Source organism: Lentzea sp. NPDC055074, assembly GCF_053608005.1.
Genome location: NZ_JBSGUQ010000006.1, coordinates 162038 through 180648 on the forward strand (window position 1 = coordinate 162038; position 18611 = coordinate 180648).

Annotated in this window: 18 protein-coding genes; 12 read left to right on the plus strand and 6 right to left on the minus strand. The window is 68.6% G+C overall.

Features of this window, described 5'->3' with window-relative positions:
* Nucleotides 1-48 precede the first annotated feature (48 nt).
* On the plus strand, nucleotides 49-2022 hold the full coding sequence (locus ACWF7A_RS16575; protein ID WP_452251301.1) for a thioredoxin domain-containing protein: 1974 nt from the start codon (nucleotides 49-51) through the stop codon (nucleotides 2020-2022).
* Nucleotides 2023-2079: 57 nt separating this feature from the next.
* Nucleotides 2080-2634 carry a hypothetical protein gene (locus ACWF7A_RS16580; protein WP_452251302.1) on the plus strand — a complete coding sequence of 185 codons (555 nt, stop codon included), beginning with the start codon at nucleotides 2080-2082 and terminating at the stop codon, nucleotides 2632-2634.
* 92 nt (nucleotides 2635-2726) lie between these two features.
* On the opposite strand, the gene ACWF7A_RS16585 is transcribed toward ACWF7A_RS16580, so the two are convergent.
* Nucleotides 2727-3614, minus strand: a complete 888-nt coding sequence (locus ACWF7A_RS16585) for a DMT family transporter (protein ID WP_452251303.1) — start codon at nucleotides 3612-3614, stop codon at nucleotides 2727-2729.
* A 47-nt stretch (nucleotides 3615-3661) separates the two neighbouring features.
* Between ACWF7A_RS16585 and pdxR the strand changes: the two genes are divergently transcribed.
* The gene (pdxR, locus tag ACWF7A_RS16590) at nucleotides 3662-5008 is read left to right on the plus strand and encodes a MocR-like pyridoxine biosynthesis transcription factor PdxR (RefSeq protein ID WP_452251304.1); all 1347 of its coding nucleotides are present in this window, start codon (nucleotides 3662-3664) and stop codon (nucleotides 5006-5008) included.
* On the opposite strand, the gene ACWF7A_RS16595 is transcribed toward pdxR, so the two are convergent.
* The gene (locus ACWF7A_RS16595) at nucleotides 5005-5160 is read right to left on the minus strand and encodes a hypothetical protein (RefSeq protein ID WP_452251305.1); all 156 of its coding nucleotides are present in this window, start codon (nucleotides 5158-5160) and stop codon (nucleotides 5005-5007) included. The two genes, pdxR and ACWF7A_RS16595, sit on opposite strands and share 4 nt — an antisense overlap.
* A 90-nt stretch (nucleotides 5161-5250) precedes the next feature.
* Here ACWF7A_RS16595 and ACWF7A_RS16600 point away from each other — a divergent pair, with 90 nt between their 5' ends.
* The 6 genes from ACWF7A_RS16600 (at nucleotide 5251) to ACWF7A_RS16625 (ending at nucleotide 11213) form a co-directional block, all read left to right on the plus strand.
* A complete protein-coding gene (locus tag ACWF7A_RS16600) occupies nucleotides 5251-6780 on the plus strand; it encodes an ATP-dependent DNA ligase (protein WP_452251306.1) in 1530 nt (509 codons plus the stop codon).
* Between the two features lie 19 nt (nucleotides 6781-6799).
* Nucleotides 6800-7141, plus strand: a complete 342-nt coding sequence (locus tag ACWF7A_RS16605; protein ID WP_452251307.1) for a hypothetical protein — start codon at nucleotides 6800-6802, stop codon at nucleotides 7139-7141.
* An 87-nt stretch (nucleotides 7142-7228) separates the two neighbouring features.
* Nucleotides 7229-8008: a GNAT family N-acetyltransferase gene (locus tag ACWF7A_RS16610; protein ID WP_452251308.1), complete on the plus strand. Its 780-nt coding sequence runs from the start codon at nucleotides 7229-7231 to the stop codon at nucleotides 8006-8008.
* A gap of 40 nt (nucleotides 8009-8048) precedes the next feature.
* The gene (locus ACWF7A_RS16615) at nucleotides 8049-9488 is read left to right on the plus strand and encodes a GuaB1 family IMP dehydrogenase-related protein (RefSeq protein ID WP_452251309.1); all 1440 of its coding nucleotides are present in this window, start codon (nucleotides 8049-8051) and stop codon (nucleotides 9486-9488) included.
* Between the two features lie 4 nt (nucleotides 9489-9492).
* The gene (locus ACWF7A_RS16620) at nucleotides 9493-10446 is read left to right on the plus strand and encodes an ATP-binding cassette domain-containing protein (RefSeq protein ID WP_452251310.1); all 954 of its coding nucleotides are present in this window, start codon (nucleotides 9493-9495) and stop codon (nucleotides 10444-10446) included.
* Nucleotides 10443-11213 carry an ABC transporter permease gene (locus tag ACWF7A_RS16625; RefSeq protein ID WP_452251311.1) on the plus strand — a complete coding sequence of 257 codons (771 nt, stop codon included), beginning with the start codon at nucleotides 10443-10445 and terminating at the stop codon, nucleotides 11211-11213. Before ACWF7A_RS16620 ends, ACWF7A_RS16625 begins: the two co-directional genes overlap by 4 nt.
* Before the next feature lie 63 nt (nucleotides 11214-11276).
* On the opposite strand, the gene ACWF7A_RS16630 is transcribed toward ACWF7A_RS16625, so the two are convergent.
* Together ACWF7A_RS16630 and ACWF7A_RS16635 are read right to left on the minus strand one after the other, a co-directional pair.
* Complete coding sequence (locus ACWF7A_RS16630; protein ID WP_452251543.1) at nucleotides 11277-12581, minus strand: PhoH family protein; 1305 nt, start codon at nucleotides 12579-12581, stop codon at nucleotides 11277-11279.
* A gap of 389 nt (nucleotides 12582-12970) precedes the next feature.
* Nucleotides 12971-14221 (minus strand): DUF885 domain-containing protein, encoded by a 1251-nt coding sequence (locus ACWF7A_RS16635; protein WP_452251312.1) that lies wholly within the window; start codon nucleotides 14219-14221, stop codon nucleotides 12971-12973.
* A gap of 229 nt (nucleotides 14222-14450) precedes the next feature.
* On the opposite strand from ACWF7A_RS16635, the gene ACWF7A_RS16640 reads away from it, so the two are divergent.
* Nucleotides 14451-14720, plus strand: a complete 270-nt coding sequence (locus ACWF7A_RS16640; protein WP_452251313.1) for a hypothetical protein — start codon at nucleotides 14451-14453, stop codon at nucleotides 14718-14720.
* An 88-nt stretch (nucleotides 14721-14808) separates the two neighbouring features.
* Complete coding sequence (locus ACWF7A_RS16645) at nucleotides 14809-15078, plus strand: hypothetical protein (protein WP_452251314.1); 270 nt, start codon at nucleotides 14809-14811, stop codon at nucleotides 15076-15078.
* A gap of 57 nt (nucleotides 15079-15135) precedes the next feature.
* Here ACWF7A_RS16645 and ACWF7A_RS16650 read toward each other — a convergent pair whose 3' ends face one another.
* Nucleotides 15136-15918: an isoprenyl transferase gene (locus ACWF7A_RS16650; RefSeq protein WP_452251315.1), complete on the minus strand. Its 783-nt coding sequence runs from the start codon at nucleotides 15916-15918 to the stop codon at nucleotides 15136-15138.
* A gap of 77 nt (nucleotides 15919-15995) precedes the next feature.
* On the opposite strand from ACWF7A_RS16650, the gene trhA reads away from it, so the two are divergent.
* Complete coding sequence (gene trhA, locus ACWF7A_RS16655; protein ID WP_452251316.1) at nucleotides 15996-16667, plus strand: PAQR family membrane homeostasis protein TrhA; 672 nt, start codon at nucleotides 15996-15998, stop codon at nucleotides 16665-16667.
* A 172-nt stretch (nucleotides 16668-16839) separates the two neighbouring features.
* Here the strand turns inward: trhA and ACWF7A_RS16660 are convergent, their stop codons facing one another.
* Nucleotides 16840-18567, minus strand: coding sequence for a GmrSD restriction endonuclease domain-containing protein (locus ACWF7A_RS16660; protein ID WP_452251317.1), 1728 nt, complete (start codon nucleotides 18565-18567; stop codon nucleotides 16840-16842).
* Between the last annotated feature and the right edge of the window lie 44 nt (nucleotides 18568-18611).

Genomic DNA, 18611 nt, shown 5'->3' on the forward strand with positions numbered 1-18611 from the left:
AGTCTGATCGACAGTCGGCCTTTGCGCTGCTCATTTAGTGTGGTTCGCATGACGAACCGGCTTGCGGACGCGACCAGCCCTTACCTGCTGCAGCACGCGGACAACCCGGTCGACTGGTGGCCCTGGACCGAGGAGGCGTTCGAGGAGGCGCGACGGCGAGATGTGCCGGTGCTGCTGTCCGTCGGGTACGCGGCGTGCCACTGGTGCCACGTGATGGCGCACGAGTCGTTCGAGGACGATGAAGTCGCCGCGTTCCTGAACGCGAACTTCGTGTCGGTGAAGGTGGATCGCGAGGAACGTCCAGACGTCGACGCCGTGTACATGGAGGTCACGCAGGCCATGACCGGCCACGGCGGCTGGCCGATGACGGTGTTCCTCACGCCCGACGCGCGGCCGTTCCACGCGGGCACCTACTACCCGCCGGCTCCCCGGCCGGGCATGCCGTCGTTCCGGCAGCTCGTCGAGGCCGTGTCGGCGACGTGGGCCGCGCAGCCGGGCGAGATCCTGGAGTCCGCCTCCGCTGTGGTGGAGGAGATCTCGCGCCAGGCCACGCCGTTGCCGCCGTCCACTGTGGATGCCGACGTGCTGGCGGGCGCGGTGGTGTCGTTGCTCGGCGAGTTCGACCGGCGCAACGGCGGGTTCGGTGGCGCGCCGAAGTTCCCGCCGTCGATGGCGCTGGAGTTCCTGTTGCGCCACCACGAACGCACCGGGTCGGTCGAGGCCGTGTCGATGGCGACCGCGACGGCGGACGCGATGGCCGACGGCGGGCTCTACGACCAGCTCGGCGGCGGGTTCGCGCGCTACAGCGTCGACGCGTCGTGGGTGGTGCCGCACTTCGAGAAGATGTTGTACGACAACGCTTTGCTGCTCCGCTTCTACACGCACCTGACGCGGTTGACGGGTTCCGGGCGTTATGAACGGGTCGTGCGGGACACGGTGACGTTCCTGCTGCGGGACCTGCGGACGGCCGAGGGTGGCTTCGCGGCGTCGCTGGACGCGGACACCGAAGGCGTCGAGGGCCTGACGTACGTGTGGTCGTACGAGGAGCTCGGTTCGGCGGCCGCTGCCTTCGGGGTGACTCCTGACCCGAACTTCGAGGACGGCAGGTCGACCCTGCGGTTCGTGTCGGAGCCGGGGGAGGAGGTGCGGGCCGCGCTGCTGGCGGAGCGCGCGCTGCGGCCGCAGCCGGGGCGGGACGACAAGGTGGTCGCCTCCTGGAACGGCATGGTGATCGCCGCGCTGGCCGAGGCGGGCGCGTTCTTCGGTGAGCCGTCGTGGATCGCGGCGGCCTCGGACGCGGCGTCGCTGCTGGCCTCGGTGCATCTGGTCGAGGGCAGGCTGTTGCGGACCTCCCGCGACGGCGTCGTAGGGCCGTCGTTCGGCGTGCTGGAGGACTACGGCTGCGTCGCCGACGGCCTGCTGGCGCTGCACCAGGTCACCGGCTCGATCCGGTGGCTCGACCTGGCGTGCGGGCTCCTCGACACCGCCCTCGCGCGGTTCGCCGTGCCGGACTCGCCGGGCGCCTACTACGACACCGCGGACGACGCGGAGGCTCTCGTCCGGCGCCCTGCCGACTCGACCGACAACGCGTCGCCTTCCGGTGCTTCTTCGCTGGCCTCGGCCTTGTTGACGGCTTCTCTGCTGACGGGCGCCGATCGTTCTTCGCGGTACTACGAGGCTGCTTCGGGTGCCGTGACACGGGCCGGTCTGCTCGCCGCGCGGGCACCTCGGTTCGCCGGCCACTGGCTGACCGTCGCCGAGGCACTGGTCGCGGGCCCGTTGCAGGTGGCGGTGGTGGGTGCCGACGACTCGCGCCGTGCGTCGTTGTGGGCGGCGGCGGTCGCCCGTGTGCCTGGAGGCGGCGTAGTCGTGGCCGGAGAGCCTGCGTCCGTGCCGTTGCTGGAAGACCGTCCGTTGGTCGACGACGGCCCTGCGGCTTACGTGTGCCGTGGGTACGTGTGCGATCGGCCCGTGGTTTCGGCAGAAGCCCTGGTCACTTCGCTGACGGCGAACACTCCCTGACTGATTGCAGGCGTAACGTCGGTTGCAACGTAATCATGTAATCAGGGGTTGGTTGTAATGGGACGTGGATGGCGAGGACGAGGCGGGTGGCAGCAGGCCGACCTGCCGCCGGCCGACGACGCGGCGGCGTGGTTCGCGGGCAGGCTCCCGGACGGCTGGTTCACCGGTGCCGCCGAGGTGGTCGTCGACCGCGAGGAGATCACGGTCGTCGGCACGCTCACGCCGCTGGAAGGCGAGTTCGACGAGGCCTCGCGTGCCGCGGCCGAGTCGGGCCGCATCTCGCGGTGGCGCGAGGAGACGCGCGACGAACGCATCGAGATCGCGCGCCAGGCCGAGCACCGCTACGGCCGCAAGGTCGCCTGGGGCGCTTCGCTGGGCAGCACCCGCGAGCTCTTCACGCACCTGGCCGTGCCGGTCATGACGCGACTGCGTCAGCCGGAACGCCAGGTGCTCGACACGCTGGTAGCTGCCGGCGTGGCCCGCTCACGCGCAGACGCCCTCGCATGGGCCGTGCGCCTCGTGGGCGAGCACGCGGACACGTGGCTCGACGAGCTGCGCGACGCCATGTCGCGTGTCGACGACCTTCGGTCGCAGGGGCCGGATCTCACCTGAGAAGTGCATCGAAGAGGTCCAGGGCCGTTCGCTCGACGAGGTGTCGGCGGCGGCCCTGGTGCTGAGCCCGGTGAGTCTTGGGCTGTTGTGCGTCAGATGACGGTCGCGGTGGGCGACGCCTGAGCGTTCTCCCGGATCGGAGTGCGGTCCTCTTCTGCGGCGTGCGTGCTTCTGCGGAGACCGATGACGCACCCGAGTGCGACCGTGGTGACGCCGGCGACGGACACGAGAGAGAGTTCCTGTGCGCCCAGCAGCACGGAGGTCGCCAGGCCGGACACCGGCATCAGGCCGATGAGCACGCCTGCGCGGTCGGAGCCGAGGCGGTTCACGGCGAAGTACCAGAGACCGAAGGCCAGGGCGGTCACCACCACCGCGAGCAGGGCCAGCGAGAAGCCCTGACGGACGGTCGGCATCTGCCAGCCGCCCCAGAACGTGCCGAGCACCGCGCCGATCACCGTCGCCAGGATGCACGTCCAGGTGGCCACGCCCAGGACGCCCAGGCGTCGCACGATCCCCACGGCGAACAAGGTGAAGCAGACCTCGCCGGCCATGGTGACCAGTGCCAACGCCAGGCCTGGGCCGTGCCACGAGCCACCGCCGGACAGCAGCACGATGCCTGCCGCTACTACTACGGCGCCCACTACGGCTGATGCGGTTCGTTGGCGGGAGAGAAGGGCCAGCGCGATGGGGGCGCCGCCCATCACCGCTGCCACGAAGCCCGGTTCCGCGTATTGCTGCGCTGCGATGAGCACGGCGTTGAAGCCGAGCATGCCCGTGATGACCACGCCCAGCAGCGGTGGGATGTCACGCCACGACGGCATGGGCAGGCGGCGTGCCACCAGCAGGAGGACGGCCGCGCCCAGTGCGTAGCGCATGGCCTGGCCGGTCAGGACCGGGTAGCCCTCGAGCATGCCCGTGATCGGCACCGATGCGCCGACGATCGTTGCCGCTGTCGCTCCTGCGGCCACCCCGAGTTTCATGTCCTGGAGCCTTGCGCTGGACTGGCCCAGATATAAGCTCCACTTTGATGACCACTAACTGGACCACTTTTCGCGAGCTGCTGTTGCCCGGGCACCAGCGGCGGCGTGGGGTGGAGGTCGAGCTGCGGCGGGCCGTGCGGGACGGGCGGTTGCCGCCGGGGACGCGGCTGCCGTCGAGCCGGGACCTGGCCGCGCAGCTCGGGGTGGCCCGCGGGACGGTGACGTCGGCGTACACGCAGCTCGTCGCGGAGGGGTACCTCACCACGCGGCGCGGGTCGGGGACCACGGTCGCGAGTCTCGGACCCGCCGGCGCCTGCGGTGTGCCGGAGCCGCCGATGCGGTGGCGGTACAACCTGCGGCCCGGGTTGCCCGCGCTGGGCGCGTTTCCCCGGGCCGAGTGGGTCGCGGCACATCGGGCGGCGCTCGCCGAGCTGCCCGACGACGACCTCGCGTATCCCGATCCGGCCGGGTTTCTGGGGCTGCGCAAGGAGATCGTCGACTACCTCGCGCGGGTGCGGGCGGTGGTGGCGAAGGACGCGGTGATCACGAACGGTGCCGCTGACGGGTTGCAGCTCACCGCGCGGATCCTGAACGGCAGCATCGCGATCGAGGAGCCCAGCCACTTCGGCGGCGAGAACATGTTGCGGTCGCACGGGCTGAACACCGTGCCGGTTCCGGTGGACGACAAGGGGATCCGGGTCGATCTCCTGTCCAAAACGGACTGCAAGGCGGTGCTCGTCACCGCGGCGCACCAGTTCCCGTTGGGCGTGGTGCTGCATCCCGAACGGCGGCGGGCGCTCGTCGACTGGGCGCGCGAGCGGGACGCGTTGATCATCGAGGACGACTACGACGCCGAGCACCGGTACGACCGGCCTGCGCTCGGTGCGTTGCAGGCGCTCGCTCCCGACCACGTGGTCTACCAGGGCACGACCAGCAAGGTGCTGGCGCCCGCGCTCCGGCTCGGATGGCTGGTGGTGCCGGAACGCCTGCGCGAGGGCATCGTGCAACGCAAGAAGTACAACGACATGGGCACCGGCACGATCCCTCAGGCCGCGTTCGCACACCTGCTGCGGACAGGCGGCTATGACCGCCATCTGCGCCGTACGCGCGCGCTCTATCGCAAGAGGCGTGACGCGTTGTTGGAAGCCGTTGAGGAACACCTGCCCGCATGGCAGCCCATCGGCGTCGCTGCCGGGTTGCACATGGTGCTGCGCATGCCCGACGGGACGGACGACCTCGCGTTGAAGAACAGGCTCGCGGACCGAGGCGTGCACGTCTGGGCGTTGGCGCAGTACACGCGCACGCCCATGTGGCCCGGTCTGGTGCTCGGATACGCGTCACTCACTCCCGACCGCCTGCGCGAGGCGGTCAGGGAGATCGCGAACGCCGCCTAGAGGATGTGCTCGCGAGCGGCGCCGAGGATGTGCTCGCGGTCGTCACCGCTGCCCAGGATGTGCTCGCGGTCGGTCCCGGCACCGGGACCCGCGAGGGTCGTGACCGCGGCGGCGAACAGCAGAGCGGCCGTGACGATCTTGAATGCGTTCATGGTTCGGTGAACCCCCAGGTAGGACGGTCGGCGGCGGAGCCTAGCCCGCGACTCCAGAAATTGTCAGTGCTCGGGTGCACCATTGAACACGTGCTCCTCTCCGAACTGGTCGACACGTCAGCCGCGGTGGCGGCGACCCGGTCGCGCCTGGCCAAGGTCAAGGCGTTGTCCGCGTTGCTGCGCGCGGCGACGGCGGACGTGGTGGTCGCGGTGGTGTCGTTCCTCATAGGCACACCGCGGCAGGGTCGCATCGGCGCAGGTTGGCGCACGGTCCTGGAGTTGTCCGTGCCGCCGGCCGCCCAGGCCGGACTGACGATCGCCGAGGTCGACGCCGCGCTCGCCGAGGTGGCCGCGACGTCCGGCAAGGGCTCGGCGCAGCGCCGGGTCGCCCTGCTGACGGCGCTCTTCGCGCGCTCCACCGAGGCCGAACAGGACTTCCTGCGCCGGTTGCTCACCGGCGAGCTCCGCCAGGGCGCGCTGGAGGGCGTCATGCTCGACGCGATCGCCTCCGCGGCGGACGTGCCGGGCGAGACGGTGCGGCGCGCGTTCATGTTGTCCGGCCGCTTACCGGAGACCGCGGTGGCCGCCCTCGACGGCGGCGCACCCGTCCTGGAGGCGTTCCGGCTGGAGGTCGGGCGCCCCCTTCGCCCCATGCTGGCCTCGCCGGCGGAGTCGCTCGACGACGCGCTGACGTTGCTCGGCAGCTGCGTGGTGGAGCACAAGCTCGACGGTGCGCGCATCCAGGTGCACCGCTCGGGCGACGAGGTCCACGTCTACACGCGCACGTTGCGCGAGATCACCAAGACGGTGCCGGAGCTCGTCGAGCTCGTACGAGGCCTGCCGTGCACGTCGGTGGTGCTCGACGGGGAGACGCTGGCGCTGACCGACGAGGGGAGACCCCGCCCGTTCCAGGAGACGATGAGCAGGTTCGGCGCGCAGGACGAACGGGAGCTGCTGCTGCACCCGTACTTCTTCGACTGCCTGCACCTCGACGGCAAGGACCTGCTCGACGAGCCGTTGCGCGACCGGCTGGCCGCGCTGCGGCAGGTCGCGGGCGAGCACGTCATCCCCGGCGTGCTGGACCCGACGCCGGAGGAGGCGGCCGGAGTCGTCACGGCGGCGCTGGCGGCGGGCCACGAGGGCGTGATGGTGAAGTCGCTGGCCTCGCCCTACGCGGCGGGCCGTCGCGGCAGCGCCTGGCAGAAGGTGAAGCCGGTGCACACGCTCGACCTGGTCGTGCTCGGTGTCGAGTGGGGCAGTGGCCGCCGCCGCGGCTGGCTGTCGAACCTGCACCTGGGCGCCCGCGACCCGGACGGAGGCCCGCCCGTGATGGTCGGCAAGACCTTCAAGGGCCTCACCGACGAGCTGCTGAAGTGGCAGACCGAGGCCCTGCAGGCGATCGCCTCGGAGCGGAACGACTGGGTGGTCATGGTCCGCCCGGAGCTGGTGATCGAGATCGAGCTGGACGGCGTGCAGGTCTCGCCGCGTTATCCCGGTGGCGTCGCGCTGCGGTTCGCCCGCGTCGTGCGCTACCGCCCGGACAAGGATCCGTCGGAGGCGACGACGATCGAGGAGGTGCGGGCACTCCTGCCCACCGCACGACCGAAACCCGAGGCCTGAACGTCACTGCGCTGCCGGCATGGGGGATCTCGCCTGGACGTGCCCGGAACCGGACGACTTCGACGCCGACCGTCGCGGCGTGACGAGGTGGTACCGCGACGGCCGGGTCATGAGGATCCAGGACGTCGGCGTGGCCGTGCGCGCGACCATGCCGGTCGTGCTCGACTCCGGGCACCCGGCGGCGCTGGCCGTCCGGGTGGGCGTCGACGACCGGGACCACCGGGTCCACGCGAGGTTCGAGGCCGGCTGGGGTGGGTCACCTTCCGCGGGTACCTCCTCGACGCGCCTGAGCCCTGGCCGCAGGTGTTCGGCGCGCCGGTCACCCTTGAAGCCGTGGACGGACCCGAACCGGCGGCGGTGACCGGCTCCGGCCACGAGGTGCTCCAGCGCGAGCTCAGCGGCGAAAACCAGGTGCGGCCGCGCACGGCCCGGCAATAGCGTCGGGCCGGTGACCGACGCTTCCGCGCTGCTCAGCGCCTTCGACAGCCAGGCCCGCCCGGCCGAGTGGACGATCCTCGACCCCGGCGCCGAGGTCCACCGGGACGGTCCGGTGTTCCGCGTGCACTGGCCGCACCGGCGGGGCTTCGTCGGCGGCCCGCCCGACCTGGGCGTCGGCGGTGCCGATCTGGACGCGCTCATCGCCCGCCAGCGCGACTTCTTCACCGCCCGCGGGCAGAGCGCCGAGTGGAAGACCTGGAGCCACGACACCCCCGCCGACCTGCCCGAACGGCTCGTCGCGGCCGGGTTCGAGTCGGAGGGCCGCGAGACGGTCCTGATCGGCGTGGCCGAGGAGATGACGGCACAGGCGGAGCCCGACGGCGTCGTCATCCGCGAAGCCTCCGGCGAGCAGGACGTGCACCGGCTGGCGGCCACCGCGACGGAGGTGTTCGGGCGCGGCCACGACTGGCTCGTCGCCCGCCTGCTGGAGAAGAAGGACGACCCGAACACCGTCGCGGTGATCGCGGAGGCGGACGGGAAGGTCGTCTCGTCGTCGCGGATCGAGATCGTGGACGGCACGGAGTTCGCGGGCCTCTGGGGCGGCGGCACGCTGCAGGAGTGGCGCGGCAAGGGCGTCTACCGGGCGCTGATCGGCTACCGGGCCCGGCTCGCCGTCGAACGCGGCATCAAGTACCTGCAGGTCGACGCGACCGAGGACAGCCGGCCGATCCTCGAGCGGCTCGGGTTCGTGGCCGTCACCACGACCACGGGATACGCCTGGAACCCGTGACGAATGCCCAAGTGAGACGTCGCGGGTATCGTGGAAGCACGTGCGGTTCATCGAAGGGCATCGACCCTCTTACGACCTGACCTACGACGACGTGTTCCTCGTTCCCGGCCGCAGTGCCGTGGAGTCCCGGTTCGGCGTCGACCTCTCCACCTCGGACGGCACCGGGGCCACGATCCCGATCGTCGTCGCGAACATGACGGCCGTGGCCGGGCGGCGGATGGCGGAGACCATCGCGCGGCGCGGCGGGCTCGTCGTCATCCCGCAGGACGTGCCCACGGAGGCCGTCGCGGAGATCATCGCGTGGGTCAAGGAACGGCATCCCGTGTGGGACACGCCCTTGACGCTCACCACGGGTGACGCGGTGGCGGACGCGTGGAACCTCCTGCACAAGCGGGCGCACGGGGCCGTGGTCGTCGTGGACGACGGCGGGCGGCCGCTCGGTGTCGTCGACGAGGCCGCGCTCACCGGTGTCGACCGGTTCGCACGGCTCGGCGACGTCATGAACACCGACGTGCTGAAGCTGTCGCTCGACTCGCGGCCCCAGGACGTGTTCGACGAGCTCCACCACAGCGCGCACAAGGTCGCGCTGGGAGTGGACGAGAAACTGCGGCTGCGCGGCGTGCTGACCGAGCTGACGGCGCTGCGGGCCGAGGTCTACCACCCCGCGACGGACGACGACGGCAAGCTGCGGGTCGCGGCGGCGGTCGGGGTCAACGGGGACGTGCGGGCCAAGGCCGAGGCGCTCATCAAGGCCGGGGTCGACGTGCTGGTCGTGGACACCGCGCACGGGCACCAGGAGAAGATGATCGCGGCGCTGCGGGCCGTCAAGGAGGCCGACCCGAGCGTGCCGGTGGCGGCGGGCAACGTCGTCACCGCCGAGGGCGTCCGGGACCTGGTCGAGGCGGGCGCGGACATCATCAAGGTCGGCGTCGGGCCCGGCGCGATGTGCACGACGCGCATGATGACCGGTGTGGGACGCCCGCAGTTCAGCGCCGTCGCCGAGTGCTCGGCCGAGGCGCGCAGGCTCGGCAAGCACGTGTGGGCCGACGGAGGCGTGCGGCACCCGCGCGACGTGGCGCTGGCGCTCGCCGCCGGGGCCAGCAGCGTGATGGTCGGCAGCTGGTTCGCGGGCACCTACGAGTCGCCGGGTGACCTGCAGCGCGACGAGCGCGGAAACCTCTACAAAGAATCCTTCGGAATGGCGTCGAAGCGCGCGGTGACGGCGCGGACCCGCGGTGACAACGCGTTCGAGCGGGCCAAGAAGGGCTTGTTCGAAGAGGGCATCTCCACTTCGAAGATGAAGCTGGACCCGGTTCGCCCGAGCGTGGAGGACCTGCTCGATGCGATAACCTCCGGCGTTCGCTCGGCCTGCACGTATGCCGGTGCGAACTCGCTGGAGGAATTCCACGACAAGGCTGTGCTCGGCATCCAGTCCGCCGCCGGTTTCGCGGAAGGAAGGCCGTTGCCAGGGGGATGGTGAATAAGTGGACGAAGCGGTCTCGGTAAGAGATCTCCGCAAAGTCTATAAAACGGGACAAAAACCTGCGGTGGACGGATTGAGTTTCGACGTCCGCCGCGGTGAGGTCTTCGGATTGCTCGGGCCCAACGGCGCGGGCAAGACGACCACGGTCGGTGTCCTCACCACGCGCGTCCGTCCCACCTCGGGGCAGGCGCTCGTGGAGGGCGTCGACGTCGTGGCCGACTCCAAACGGGCGCGGCAGTTGCTCGCGGTCGTGCCGCAGCGCAACAACCTCGACCGGTCGCTCAACGCGCGGCAGAACCTGCTGTTCCACGCGGCCTACCACGGCATCGGCCCGAAGGAACGTCAAGCGCTCGCCGACGACATCCTGGAGCGGATGGGTCTCAAGGACCACCGGAACGCGCTCGTGGACACGCTCTCCGGCGGCCAGGCACAACGGCTGATGATCGCCCGTGCGCTCATGCACCGGCCGAAGGTGCTGTTCCTCGACGAACCGAGCACCGGCCTCGACCCGCAGGCGCGGCTCTTCGTCCACGAACGCGTCGCCGCACTGCACGCCGAGGGCGTCACGGTCGTGCTCACCACGCATGACATGGACGAGGCCACCAAGCTGTGCGACCGGGTCGGCATCGTCGACCACGGCAGGCTGCTCACGCTCGACGCCCCGGACGAGCTCACGAAGACCCTGCCCGGCAGCAACACGGTCAGCGTCACGGTGAGTCCGAACGGCCACGACATCGCCAAGATCACCCAGGCTCTGTCCGAAGTGGACGGCGTCCAGCGCGTCGAGGAACTGAACGGCACGTACCGCGTCTACACCGACGCCGACACCGCGATCACGCTGCCTGCAGTGCTGAACGTGCTGCGGGACCTCGACGTCACGGTCAGCGACGTCGCGATCGGCAAGCCCAGCCTCGAAGACGTCTTCATCCACCTGACGGGCAGGGAGCTCCGGTGAGCCAACTCAGGACGTTCCAGGCGATCCTGTGGCGCGACGTCTTCGTCACGGGCCGCGAGCTGCCGAGCTTCCTCGCGCAGGTGATCATCCAGCCGTTCTTCATCCTCTTCATCTTCGCGAAGGTGCTGGGGGACATCGGGTACGTCCAGGACGACTTCGCCCAGGTGCTGTTACCGGGGATCATCGCGATGAACGGGTTCCTGGGCGCGCTGCAGAACACGACGCTGCCGCTGGTGCTGGACTTCTCGTGGACGCGGGAGATCGAGGACCGGCTGCTCGCGCCGATCTCCATCCCGCTCGTCGCCGTCGAGAAGATCGTGTTCGGCGCCGTCCGCGGGTTCTTCGCGGCCGTGCTGATGGTGCCGGTCGGGTTCGTGATGCTCGACGTGTCGTGGGAGTGGTCGGGCATCCCGGGCGCGCTGCTGGTGATCGTCCTCGGGTGCCTCGCCGGCGGCAGCGTCGGCCTGGTCATCGGCACCTCGGTGCCCGCGCGCCGGGTCAACGTGATGTTCGCGGTGATCCTCACCCCGATCCTGTTCACCGGGTCCGCCCAGTTCCCGTGGCGGTCGCTGAGCGACGACCTGCTGTGGTTCAAGGTGGTCTGCGCGCTCAACCCGCTGACGTACGTGAGCGAGGGCATGCGCGCCGAGCTCGTGCCGGGTGTGCCGCACATCCCGCTGCCGATCGTGCTGCTGGTGCTCGTCGTCGCCATCGCGGGCTTCGGCGGCCTCGGCCTGCGGGGCTTCATGAAGAGGGCCCTGGACTAGGCGCTGCCGACGGAGAACGGCCCCGCGCAACGACAGCGCGGGGCCGTTCTCCGTGTCACGACACTAGGAGGCGTAGTCCTCCAGCATCTCGGTGACGAGGGCCGCGATCGGCGAACGCTCCGAGCGCGTCAGCGTGACGTGAGCGAAGAGCGGGTGGCCCTTCAGCTTCTCGATCACCGCCGCCACGCCGTCGTGCCGGCCGACCCGCAGGTTGTCGCGCTGCGCCACGTCGTGCGTCAGCACCACCCGCGAGTTGCTGCCCAGACGCGACAGCACGGTCAGCAACACGTTGCGCTCCAACGACTGCGCCTCGTCGACGATCACGAAGGAGTCGTGCAGCGAGCGGCCGCGGATGTGGGTGAGGGGCAGGACCTCGAGCATCCCGCGGTCCATCACCTCTTCCACGACCGCCTGGCTCACCAGCGCGCCGAGGGTGTCGAACACCGCCTGCGCCCACGGCCCCATCTTCTCGTTCTCGGAACCCGGCAGGTAGCCGAGCTCCTGGCCGCCGACCGCGTACAACGGCCGGAAGACCACGACCTTGCGGTGCTGCCTGCGTTCCATCACCGCTTCGAGACCGGCGCACAGCGCCAGTGCCGACTTTCCGGTGCCGGCTCGTCCGCCCAGCGAGACGATGCCGACCTCCGAGTCCAGCAGCAGATCCAGGGCGATCCGCTGTTCGGCGGACCTCCCGTGCAGTCCGAACGCCTCCCGATCTCCGCGCACCAGCTTGATCTGCTTGTCCGCGGTCACCCGGCCCAGCGCACTCGACGTGCCCGCCAGCAACCGGATTCCGGTGTGGCACGGCAGTTCGGCGATGTGCTCCAGGTCCTCGTACTGGGTGGGGTCGACGACGTTCTCCTTGAACAGGCTGTCCACCAGGGACTGCGGAACGTCCATGTCGGACATTCCCGTCCAGCCTGAGAGGGTCACGTCGTGCGCCCGGTACTCCTCCGCCGGCAGGCCGACCGATCCGGCCTTGACCCGCAGCGGCATGTCCTTCGTCACCAGGGTGACGTTGCGCCCCTCAGCAGCGAGGTTGAGGGAGCACGCGAGGATTCGGGCGTCGTTGGAGTCCGTTCGGAAACCTGATGGCAACACCTCCGGGTCGGAGTGGTTGAGCTCGACGTGCAAGGTGCCTCCCAGATCCCCGATGGGGATCGGCGAATCGAGGCGACCATGCCGCAAGCGCAGGTCGTCGAGGAGGCGCAGGGCTTCCCTCGCGAACCAGCCCAGTTCGGGGTGGTGGCGCTTGCCCTCCAGCTCGCTGATCACCACGAGCGGGAGCACGACCTCGTGCTCCGCGAAACGGGTGGCGGCGAGAGGATCGGACAGCAGTACCGACGTGTCCAGCACATATGTCGTGATGGCTGGGGCGGCGGACTTGCGCCGGGAGGAAGAACTGCGCGATGAGCCTGAGGTACGGCTCGCGGGACGTCGTGCGTTCACGGCAACTCCCTCACGAACGCGGCACCCGCGTCCGCTCCTCGCTGGGCCAGGCACCACCCTGATCGGTCGTCTCGCCTTCCGCCGGTGAGGGCGTCAGGCAGGTCGACCACGAGGGCCGGGTGCCGGCCCCCTCGCGACTTTTTCTGCCACGATCAGAGCCTCCCTGCGCGGTCCGCAGTGGTCGCGTCCCGCCGCTTTCGAAGTTACCTGTGGAAGTGCCCCATCGGCACGAAGCCACACAGGTGAATCCGAATTTGTCATCTTCCGGACAACAACCCGAAACGTGACCGCTTCCGTGTTTCCGCTGGTCACATGGTGTTCTCGTGAGAGTTGCGCGCGAGCCACGACAGGCCGTCCCTGACCTGGGATTCGAGTGATTTCGGCGTGAGGGGCTCGTCGAGAAGTCTCAGATAGCGGGAGTCGAGCGTTTCACCGGGTGCGCGGACGTCGAGCCAGGCCCGTACGAGACGCACCCCTTCGACGTATGTGGTGGTGTACGCGCGCCACAGCGGATCGGCCAGAAAACGGACCATCTGCCGTGCGCGGCGGTCGGGGACTAGCAGCCACCTGCGCAGATGCGCAACCACGTCATCCTGATCCGCACCCCGATCGTGTAGCAGGAGCGCGGCGTCCTGCCGCACCGTGAGCAGGCCCGATGCCGCCGACTCGACCTTTTCGGACAGTTCGCCGTCCATTCGCAACCCGAGGTCGGCGAAGATCTGCTCCGTCCACAGGCCCCAGCCCGGCCCGACCGCGGCGTGCAGGCCCAGGTCCGCCATGCCCTCGGCCATCAGGCACTGCGGCGTGTTGATCAGGAAGATCGACTGCTCGGCGTGCCCGCGCTTGGCGACCAGGCCCGACTCCTTGCGGCAGTGCTCGGTGTGGTGGCCCGGATAGGACTCGTGGGCGACCAGGTGCGGCAGGTTCGACATGCGGTGGCCTAGGTCGGCGTTGACCGCGACCCGGCTGCGGTAGCCGCCCAGGTAGTAGTTGAAGCCGCTCCACGGCTTGTTCGTGACGACCTGGTACTCCACGATCTCCTGCTCGGGCAGCGCGTACTTCTGGCGCACCCGGTCCCTCAGCGCGCTCGACAGGGCCTGCACGGCGCCCTGGAGCCTGCGCGGGGGCACCTCGTCGGCCGTGCGGTGGGCCGTGAGGCGCTCGGCGAGCGTTCCTGGTCCGTCGAGCACCGCGTCGAGCTTGCGGTGGGCCTGCGCGTACGAGTCCTCGTCGCCGGGACGGACGCGGACCTGGAAGTAATGCTCGACCTCGTCGACGAACGAGATGCGCTCGCCGTCGAGCTTGCGCGCGGTGCAGTCCAACGCCCGCAGGTGCGCGTCGAGGAACTGCTTGCGCTGCTCGGTCAGGTCGCTGCCCGGCAGCTCCCGGCGCAGCAGCCGCGCCTGCTCGCCCAGCGCCCTGGGGTGCAGGCGCGGCTCGTTGTCGACGGAGCGGCTCAGCGCCGGGTCGCCGGTGAAGGAGTCGACGAACCCGGGCACGAGGCGGCCGAGGCGCAGCCCCAGCACCAGGTATGCGCGCACGAGGTCGTTGGCGTCCATGATCCGGAGAGCTTAGGGCGTCTACCACAGCGCCTTACTCGCGACCGAATCGTGAATCGACGACCACCTGATCGGGGAATGTTGTTGATCTTGCCGTCACACAATGGTGTCACTCGTGCGGCCGATTGCGATCTTTGCCTATAGCGTTTCCGCCCGGAGACCCCACCGCTCCGGAGATCCCCGAAGACTCCGGAAATGACGGGGATAACCCGACATGAAGGAGAATCACATGAAGAAGGCTTGTGCCGTGGTTGCCGCTGCAGCCGCGCTGTCGCTCGCGTTCGCCCCGGCCGCCATGGCCGGCGAGGGCCACGGCCACCACGGCCACGGTCACCACTGGTCGAACGGCCCGCTGCTGGTCCTCCTGAACGGCAACAACCTCAACGGCACGATCGGTGCCTGCGGCAACAACGTCGGCGTGCTGGGTGGCGCTGTGCCGATCAACTCGCCGTCGATCACCGAGACCTGCGCCGCCGGCGGCATCGTCGACGAGGGCTGAATCTCCCTTTAGCTCTACGTCTGGGGGCGTCATTTCTGGCGCCCCCAGACGCGTTTTCCCCGATTAAACCTTCATGAGGAGAAAAATCGTGCTGAAGAAGGCTGCTGCCGCCCTGGGCGTCGCTGCTGCGTTCGTTGTCGTCGGTTCCCCCGCGATGGCCGCTCCCGGCCACCACTGGGTCAACGAGCCGCTGCTGATCGTGGGCAACGCCAACAACCTGAACGGTGTTGTCGGTGCGTGTGGCAACAACGTCGGCGTGCTCGGCGCGGCGGTTCCGGTGAACTCGCCCTCCATCACCGAGACCTGCGCCGCCGGTGGCATCGAGGACGGCGACGACTTCGGCCACTACCACGGCTGATCGTTGCTCTTGCTCTGAGAAGGGGCGCTCACCTTCGCGGTGGGCGCCCCTTCTCGTTCAGCTGCCGTACCTGCGGTGGCGCTTGGCGTACTCGCGCATGGCCCGCAGGAAGTCGGTGCGCCGGAAGCCCGGCCAGTACGCCTCGCAGAACCAGAACTCCGAGTGCGCCGACTGCCAGAGCATGAAGCCGGAGAGCCTCTGCTCACCGGACGTGCGGATGATCAGGTCGGGGTCGGGCTGCCCGGACGTGTAGAGGTGCTCCGCGATGTGGTCGACGTCGAGGACCTCGGCGAGCTCCTCGATGGTGCCGCCCCGTTCGGCGTGCGCCTGCAGCAGCTTCCGGACCGCGTCCGCGATCTCCTGCCGCCCGCCGTACGCGACGGCGACGTTGACCTGGATGCCCGTGCGGTTCTTGGTGCGCGCGGCGGCGTTCGTGAGTCGCTCGGCGTGCTCCTTGGGCAGCATGTCGAGCGCGCCGACGTGCCGGACCCGCCACGGCTTGCCGTCGCCCGCCAGCTCGTCGGTGATGTCCGCGATGATGTCGAGCAACGGCGCCAGCTCGTCGTTGTCGCGGTTGAGGTTGTCGGTGCTCAGCATCCAGAGGGTGACGACCTCGACATCGGCGTCACCACACCACTCGAGCAGTTCGAGGATCTTGCGCGCGCCGGCCCGGTGGCCGTGCGCGACATCGGTGAAACCGGCTTCTCTGGCCCACCTGCGGTTGCCGTCGAGGACCACGCCCACGTGCTTGGGAGCCTGTGGCGTCGTGCTCAGCTCGCGGCGGAGAATCCACTCGTAGAGGTGGATAGCGACGTCTTTCACACGGGTGCGGAGTGCCACGTCCGAACAGCGTACGCCGTGCAAGGTTCATCACTGAGTACTGGTCGGAAACCTACGGTGGCGTAACCTAGTGACCTGTGACCACTGCGCCCACTCCTCCCCAGCCCGGACTGCGGCCGCGCCTACGTGGATGGCTGCACCTCTGGTCGTTCGTCGCCTCGGTGGCGACAGGTGCGACGCTCATCGCTCTGGCGGCGTCCACGGTGTCCGCGCGCGCGGCCCTCGCGACCTCCGTCTACGGCCTGACAGTCCTCGGGCTGTTCGGCGTCTCGGCGCTGTACCACCGCGTGACGTGGGAGTCCGACCGCGTGCGCACGTGGATGAAGCGCATGGACCACTCGATGATCTTCGTGTTCATCGCGGGCACCTACACGCCGTTCGCGCTGCTGGCGATGAATCCCGGGACCGGGGCGACCGTGCTCTGGGTGGTGTGGATCGGTGCGCTGCTCGGCGTGACGATGAAGCTGGCCTGGCCGCACGCGCCTCGGTGGCTCGGGGTGCCGATCTACATCGCTCTCGGGTGGGTGGCGGTGTTCGTGCTGCCCGAGTTGCTGCACCACGCCGGTGTCGCTGCTTTGGTGCTGCTGCTCGTCGGTGGGGCGCTTTACACCGTGGGGGCCGTGTTCTACGCGACTCGGTGGCCCAATCCGTGGCCGCAGGTGTTCGGGTATCACGAGTTCTTCCACGCCGCGACCGTGGTGGCGGCGATCTGCCACTACATCGCCATCTGGCTCGCGATGTACTCGTGACCGTCCGGTCTGCGAAGACCGAGGTGAGTTGGGCGAGCTGCGAACCGCAACGGGGTGTGGTCAAGGTTCGGTTGACCGGCGGCCAGGTAGCACGTGACCAGCTCACGGTCGCGCTGCGTCTGCGCATCTGAGCTCTGGTGCCGAACACGCTCGGCACCAGAGTCATGGGGCATCAGCGGCTGCGGTCGTCGCGACTCACAGTTCGATGAGTCACCTGCTCGATCTGCTGGATCACGCGATCAAGGCGCTTCTGGATGAACCCCGTGTAGTCGTCCTTGCGAAGTGCGTCGACTGCATCGTCGCTGATGAGGTGCGACTCGAAGATGTCGGCGATGTCATCTGTGGTGATCGTGGCCTCAAGTTCGGCGAGGTACTCGCTGGGCGCGGTCTTCCCGATGCCCTTGTTCGTGCCCGGCGTGAGCAGGACCCGGTTGAGCGCGAGTTCGGGACTTGGCTGGCTGCCTGACTGCTTGGCCAAGAACGCCTTCGGGAAGACGTGGTGCGAGTCCGTCTGCGACTTGAGTCGTTCCGGCGTGAGCTTGTCGCCTCCGTGGAAGTCGCGTGCGCCGCTCTGGATGCTCAGCGCGACGAGGCCGGAGTAGATCGCCTTGCGCCGAGTGGTGGCGTTGACGATCACGGATGCGCTGATGTTCAGCGTCCCAACAGCCTCGGGCGCTGTCGTGTCCTGACCGACGACCCACTTGACGAGGGTGATGTAGTCGGCGCCTGCTTGACTGTTGGCACCCTGGTCGAAGTTCGACGTGAAGACCGTGCACCAGAAGTACTGCTTGAGTCGCTCCTTGGCCTTCTGCCGAGCCGGCCCCTTCAGCTTGGCCACGTTGGCCCACACGGCTGCCATCGGTACAAGAAGCATGGAGTAGGGCAGCCACTTCGGAGTGATCACGCCGCATTCGGTGGCGAGGAGATCGAGAACCTTCGCGTAGCCGTGTACGCAGTCTTCCCAGTTCTCGTTGACCTCATCGGCCGTGATGCGAAGTACTGTTGATCGCTGCGCGGAGTGTTGTGAACGCAGGGCCACTGCCTGCATGACGTTGTACGGCTCGATTTTGAAGGTTTTCAGGAGCTCGTGGGTATCGACGGCAGTTGCCCACAGGTCGCGCAGCTTCACGTTCTTGGGGTAGAGCTTCGCAGTGAGCAGCTCGAACGCGCCAAGTGGTTTACCTGTCTTGTTCAGCGTCTCGAAGACGTTGCACACCGCATCCAGCGAGGTGGTCGCCGGGAGGGTGACCACCGGAAATCCGTACGACTTAAGCGGGGTCAGGAACTGGTCGCGCACCTTGCGGAGCGTTCGCTTCGCAGAACTGATGTCGACCTTGTCGCTTTGGTGGCTGATGTAATGGTCCAGCCACTCGTCGAACTCCCTGTGCTTGTGCAGCGGGAAGATGTTTCCTTCGAACTGGACGGCCGGATCTTCGTACTTGTCCCCATCCTTCTGGTTTTTCTCGTGCCAGAAGATCGCGTCCTCGAAGTCGATCTCTGTTGGGATGAGGACATTCTTGGTCTTCTCGTCGAAGAGGCGTTGAAGGCGCAGGTAGAAGCGCTCTTCGCCCTTGTCGTTGAGAGCTCGGTAGAGACAGGTCAGTCGCTGCTGTCCATCCAGGATGAGCTCCTGAGGTGCCGCCTTGCTCTCCGGTGCTCCCTCGACCGGTCGCCAGTGAAAAGAGTTGTTCTCGCTGTCCATCGCCCAGAACAGGAGGGTTCCCGCCGGGTATCGGGACATGACCGACCTGATGAGTTCCTGCGTGCGTTTCGGCTCCCAGGTGAAGTTGCGCTGGAAGTCAGGAATCATCAGTGAGCCATCGTGGATCCGATGGATGAGGTTGTCGATCTGGCGTGGTGTCGCCTGAAAGATCGGATCTGCGTCGTAGCCGCTAGTCACGCACGAACTCCGTCTCACTGTTCCAGTTCAGATGGGTTATGCAT